5 protein-coding genes and 2 pseudogenes are annotated in these 4,503 nt (G+C 71.9%); 5 read left to right on the forward strand and 2 right to left on the reverse strand.

What is annotated here, in order from left to right; translation table 11 throughout:
* Window positions 1-378: pseudogene (locus AC2W7J_RS16095) on the forward strand (aminopeptidase N); the annotation flags it as partial.
* Between the two features lie 10 nt (window positions 379-388).
* On the opposite strand, the gene AC2W7J_RS16100 reads toward AC2W7J_RS16095, so the two are convergent.
* Complete coding sequence (locus tag AC2W7J_RS16100; protein WP_485983644.1) at window positions 389-1,159, reverse strand: hypothetical protein; 771 nt, start codon at window positions 1,157-1,159, stop codon at window positions 389-391.
* Window positions 1,156-1,686, reverse strand: coding sequence for an RNA polymerase sigma factor (locus AC2W7J_RS16105; RefSeq protein ID WP_485983646.1), 531 nt, complete (start codon window positions 1,684-1,686; stop codon window positions 1,156-1,158). Before AC2W7J_RS16105 ends, AC2W7J_RS16100 begins: the two co-directional genes overlap by 4 nt.
* Window positions 1,687-1,760: 74 nt before the next feature.
* Here AC2W7J_RS16105 and AC2W7J_RS16110 point away from each other — a divergent pair, with 74 nt between their 5' ends.
* From AC2W7J_RS16110 to AC2W7J_RS16125, 4 genes and pseudogenes are all read left to right on the forward strand, one after another.
* On the forward strand, window positions 1,761-2,651 hold the full coding sequence (locus AC2W7J_RS16110; RefSeq protein WP_485983648.1) for a mechanosensitive ion channel family protein: 891 nt from the start codon (window positions 1,761-1,763) through the stop codon (window positions 2,649-2,651).
* A gap of 34 nt (window positions 2,652-2,685) precedes the next feature.
* Window positions 2,686-2,964 carry a hypothetical protein gene (locus tag AC2W7J_RS16115; protein WP_255183880.1) on the forward strand — a complete coding sequence of 93 codons (279 nt, stop codon included), beginning with the start codon at window positions 2,686-2,688 and terminating at the stop codon, window positions 2,962-2,964.
* Between the two features lie 13 nt (window positions 2,965-2,977).
* Window positions 2,978-3,382: a globin gene (locus tag AC2W7J_RS16120; RefSeq protein ID WP_485983649.1), complete on the forward strand. Its 405-nt coding sequence runs from the start codon at window positions 2,978-2,980 to the stop codon at window positions 3,380-3,382.
* A pseudogene (locus AC2W7J_RS16125) lies at window positions 3,379-4,503 on the forward strand (alpha-amylase family glycosyl hydrolase); the annotation flags it as partial. The gene AC2W7J_RS16120 and the pseudogene AC2W7J_RS16125, both read left to right, overlap by 4 nt.

The following is a 4,503-nucleotide window of genomic DNA, read 5'->3' on the forward strand; positions in this document are numbered from 1 at the left end:
CGAGCATCCCCACGGCCGAGGCCAAGGAGGCCGCGTGGCAGGCCGGCGTCGTCGCCACCGACACCGCCCAACTCCGTCGTCGACGCCCACGGCCTGGGCTTCGGCCGGGCCCACGACCCGGCGCTGCTCACCCCCTTCGTCCAGCGCTACCACGAGGTGCTGGAGCAGGTCTGGTCCGAGCGCACCCACGCCATCGCCGAGGGCATCGTCATCGGCTTCTACCCGATGACGCTCGCCGGGCCGGAGCTGCTCGCCGCGACCCAGACGTGGCTCGACGAGCACGCCTCCGCCCCGGCCGGCCTGCGTCGCACCGTCGCGGAGAGCCGCGACACCGTGGCGCGTGCAGTTGCCGCTCAGGAGCGTGACGCACGGGACTGAGGGCCCGGCGTCAGAACCTTGCGGGCCGGAAGGTCGACAGCGCCGCAGTGCGTGAGCTCCCGTCGCGGCGGGTGATGGTCACGTCGGGGTCGGGGCTGCCGAACCCCGGCACGACCCTGCGCGCGCTCGGCCACCAGGCGGCGAAGCGTCCGTCGCTCACGGTGGCCTCGACCTGGCGCCCGTCGACGAGGACGTGGACCGCCTCGACGTCGGCTCCCACCCGGCCCGTCACGGCGACCCGCGACGCGCCGTCGTCGTCCATCTCGATGGCGCCCCGGCTGATGATCGTGTCCTCAGCCGGCGGCTGCTCGTCAGGGGCGGTGAGCGAGAGGCCTTGGTCCGGGGCGTCGAGGCGACGCAGGCAGGAGCGCACCTGCCCGTCGCCGCTGGCGACCACCGTGAAGGCGAAGTCCCCACGCACCTCGACCAGCTCCGGAGCGAAGTCGTGGCCTCGTGACCCGTCACCGCCCTCGTCGCCGCCCGTGCCCAGACACTCTCGGGTCTGGGCTTGCTCCTCGGCCGTGGTGGGCGGATGGGGCGTCGCGCTCCACCCCGCCTCGGCAGCCGGTGAGCCGAGCAGGCCCGAGCCCGCCCAGACGGTTCCCCCGGCGATCACCCCTGCCGCCGCCAGCCGCAGGGCGCGGGAGCCGCCCGTCTTCCTGCGCGGTACCGGTGCCGGCGCCATGGCCCTGACCAGCGCCCTTCGTCCTCGTGGTTCGTCGGCCAGGGTGTCAGGCACGTCGGCCCCCGGGTCCACGGACTGCAGCAACTCGTCGATCATGATCGGGTCCTTTCGGGGAGGGACGGGTGACGGGTCGTCACTGCCCCGGGTGGGTGGTCGAGCAGGGCACGAAGGGTGGTCCGTGCCCGGCTCAGACGGATCCGGTAGGCCACGGGCGAGATGCCCAGCACCTCCGCTGCCTGTGCGCCGCTCAGGCCGTCCCACACCGTGAGGGACAGGGCCTCCTGGTGACGCGCCGACAGCTGCCGCCAGGCGTGGGCCAGGTCGGTCCGCAGGGCCACCTCGTCGTCGTGCCCAGCCGTGGTGGGCTCGGCCAAGGGCACCGGCAACGCTCCTCGAGAGGTGCGGTGGTGTGCCAGGACGAGGCGGCGAGCGATGCCGAAGAGCCAAGGCCTGGCACCGTCGAGATCCCGCGGCAGATCATCGGAGCGCCGCCATGCGACGGCGAGCGCCTCGGCCGCGATGTCCTCGGCCACCTCGCGTCCGGCACGGCGGACCACGAAGCGGACGAGGTCGGCATAGACCGCCTCATACACGCGGGTGAAGTACTCCTCCAGATCCGTCATACCCATCTCATGTCGCTCCCGGCCCCGATGTTTCAGTGTGGAGGACGCGATGCTGCGCAGGTACCGTCTCGCGCATGCCTGATCTCACCTGGGAGTCCGCCCTCGACTGGGCCCTCGGTGCGCCCCTGCAGATTCTCGCCACGGTCGTCGTCGCCTTCCTCGGCCGGTGGCTCGCCCACCGGGCGATCACCAAAGCGGTCGACGCGTCGATCGCCCGCAGCGAGGCCAGCCGGGCCAAGCGTGAGCGCAGCAGCGGGATCCCCGCGTCCGCCGCCAAGGAGCGTTATCGCCAGCGCACGCTGACGATGGGCTCGCTGCTGCGCAGCATCGCGACCTTCGCCATCGCCGTCATCACCGTGCTCACCGTGATGTCGCTCCTCGGGATCCCGCTCGCGCCGCTGCTGGCCTCCGCCGGAGTCGGTGGTGTCGCGCTCGGCTTCGGCGCGCAGGCCCTGGTCAAGGACTTCCTCTCCGGGATCTTCATGATCCTCGAGGACCAGTACGGCGTGGGCGACCTCATCGACACCGGCGAGGCCATCGGCACCGTCGAGGAGGTGACGCTGCGGGTCACCCGGCTGCGCGACCCCGACGGCGTCGTCTGGTACGTCCGCAACGGCGAGATCATCCGGATCGGCAACCGCAGCCAGGGCTGGTCGACGGTCCTCGTCGACATCCCCTTCAGCTACCGCGAGGACATCGAGCGAGTCCTGGGGATCATCCGCGACACCGTCGGGCAGATCGACGACGACCCGCACTGGCACGAGGTGCTGCGCGAGGACCTCCAGGTCCTCGGCGTCGAGTCGATCACCGGCGGCACGGTCACCGTGCGCGTCCTCGCCCGCTGCGCCCCCGACGAGAACTGGGGCATCCAGCGCGAGATCCGACGGCGGGTCAAGGAGACCTTCGACCGCGAGGGCATCGCGGGTCCCCCGATCCCGATGTCCGGTGGTGGGCACCAGATCTGAGTAGGGTCGACACCACCGACGAAGGGGGAGGCTCATGACCGCGTGCTACTCGTGCGGACGCAGGATCCAGGGCAAGGTCTACAGGTCGACGATCGGCAAGCCGGCCTGCCGGGGTTGCAGCAACCTGCAGGTCGGTGCGGTCATCGGGACCGCGTCCGGCGCATCGACGGGCGAGACCCTCGGGCTGATCCACATCCTCAACTCGTGGCGTACGGGCACGAAGAAGAGCAAGGCCCGCGACGAGGCCGACACCCGGCCGCTCGTCGAGATGCCGTGGAAGCGTCCCCGCCGCAAGGACGAGGGCGACGCCTGACACACTGACGGGCATGTTCGCCCAGCCCGGAGACAGCTTCTACGAGCAGGTCGGGGGGCACGAGACCTTCGTGCGCCTCGTGCGTGCCTTCTACGAGGGCGTCGCGCAGGACGAGCCGCTGCGCGCGCTCTACCCCGAGGAGGACCTCGGCCCCGCCGAGGTGCGTCTGCGGATGTTCCTCGAGCAGTACTTCGGCGGCCCCGGCACCTACAGCCAGGAGCGTGGCCACCCGCGCCTGCGGATGCGGCACGTGCCCTATGCCGTGACCCCGGACATGCGCGACCGGTGGATGCGCCACATGCTCGCCGCGATGGACACGCTCGAGCTGCCCGAGTCGCACGACGCCGCGATGCGTGACTACTTCCGCCGGGCGGCGGACATGATGATCAACGCCGACGACGAGGGGCAGCGCCTGTGACGACCGGACCGACCCCCTTCGACCACTCCGTGGGGCTGCACGCCCCGGACCCGGCAGACGCCCCGTGGTGGCGCGATGCCGTCATCTACCAGGTGTACCCACGCTCGTGGGCCGACGCCTCGGGCGACGGTGTCGGTGACCTGCCGGGCATCACCTCGCGGCTGGAGCACCTGCGTGACCTCGGTGTCGACGCGGTGTGGCTCTCCCCCTTCTACCGCTCGCCGCAGCGCGATGCCGGCTACGACGTCGCCGACCACCGTGACGTCGACCCGCTCTTCGGGACCCTCGACGACGCCGACGCCATGATCGCCCGGGCCCACGAGCTCGGCCTGCGCGTCGTCGTCGACCTCGTGCCCAACCACACCTCCTCCGACCACCCGTGGTTCCAGGCGGCACTGGGCTCCGGGCCGGGCAGCCCCGAGCGCGAGCGCTACGTCTTCCGTGACGGCCTCGGCGATGACGGGTCGCAGCCGCCGACCGACTGGCTGGCCAACTTCGGGGGCGGCGCCTGGACGCGTGTCACCGAGCCCGACGGCACGCCCGGACAGTGGTACCTCCACCTCTTCGACCCGAGCCAGCCGGACCTCGACTGGACCAACCCGCAGGTGCGCGAGGACTTCGAGACGACGCTGCGCTTCTGGCTCGACCGGGGGGTCGACGGATTCCGCGTCGACGTCGCCCACGGGCTGGTCAAGGACCCGACCTTCCCGCCCTTCGGCAAGCACCCCGGCGGGCTCATGGAGGTCACCCACGAGGCGCCCTACTGGGACCAGGACGGCGTCCACGAGATCTACCGCGCCTGGCGCGAGCTGCTCGACTCCTACGGCGAGCCCGCCCGCATCATGTGCGCCGAGGCGTGGGTCGCGCCGGCGGACCGCGCCGCCCGCTACGTGCGGCCCGACGAGTTCCACCAGGCCTTCAACTTCGACTTCCTCGAGACGACCTGGCGGGCGGCCGACCTGCGCTCGGTCGTGCGTCGCTCGCTCGAGGCCAACGACTCGGTCGGCGCGCCGTCGACGTGGGTGCTCAGCAACCACGACGTGCTGCGCCACGCCAGCCGCTTCGGCCTGCCCGTTCGGCCAGCCGCCGGCCCAACGGCATCGGCGCCGACGACCCGCGAG

The organism is Janibacter sp. CFPM2_SD2, from assembly GCF_057364645.1.

What these genes read in the sequence shown, in the direction of transcription:
- AC2W7J_RS16100 (WP_485983644.1), bottom strand. Translation starts at nt 1,159, where the DNA reads ATGATCGACGAGTTGCTGCAGTCCGTGGACCCGGGGGCCGACGTGCCT.
- AC2W7J_RS16115 (WP_255183880.1), top strand. Translation starts at nt 2,686, where the DNA reads ATGACCGCGTGCTACTCGTGCGGACGCAGGATCCAGGGCAAGGTCTAC.
- AC2W7J_RS16105 (WP_485983646.1), bottom strand. Translation starts at nt 1,686, where the DNA reads ATGACGGATCTGGAGGAGTACTTCACCCGCGTGTATGAGGCGGTCTAT.
- AC2W7J_RS16120 (WP_485983649.1), top strand. Translation starts at nt 2,978, where the DNA reads ATGTTCGCCCAGCCCGGAGACAGCTTCTACGAGCAGGTCGGGGGGCAC.
- AC2W7J_RS16110 (WP_485983648.1), top strand. Translation starts at nt 1,761, where the DNA reads ATGCCTGATCTCACCTGGGAGTCCGCCCTCGACTGGGCCCTCGGTGCG.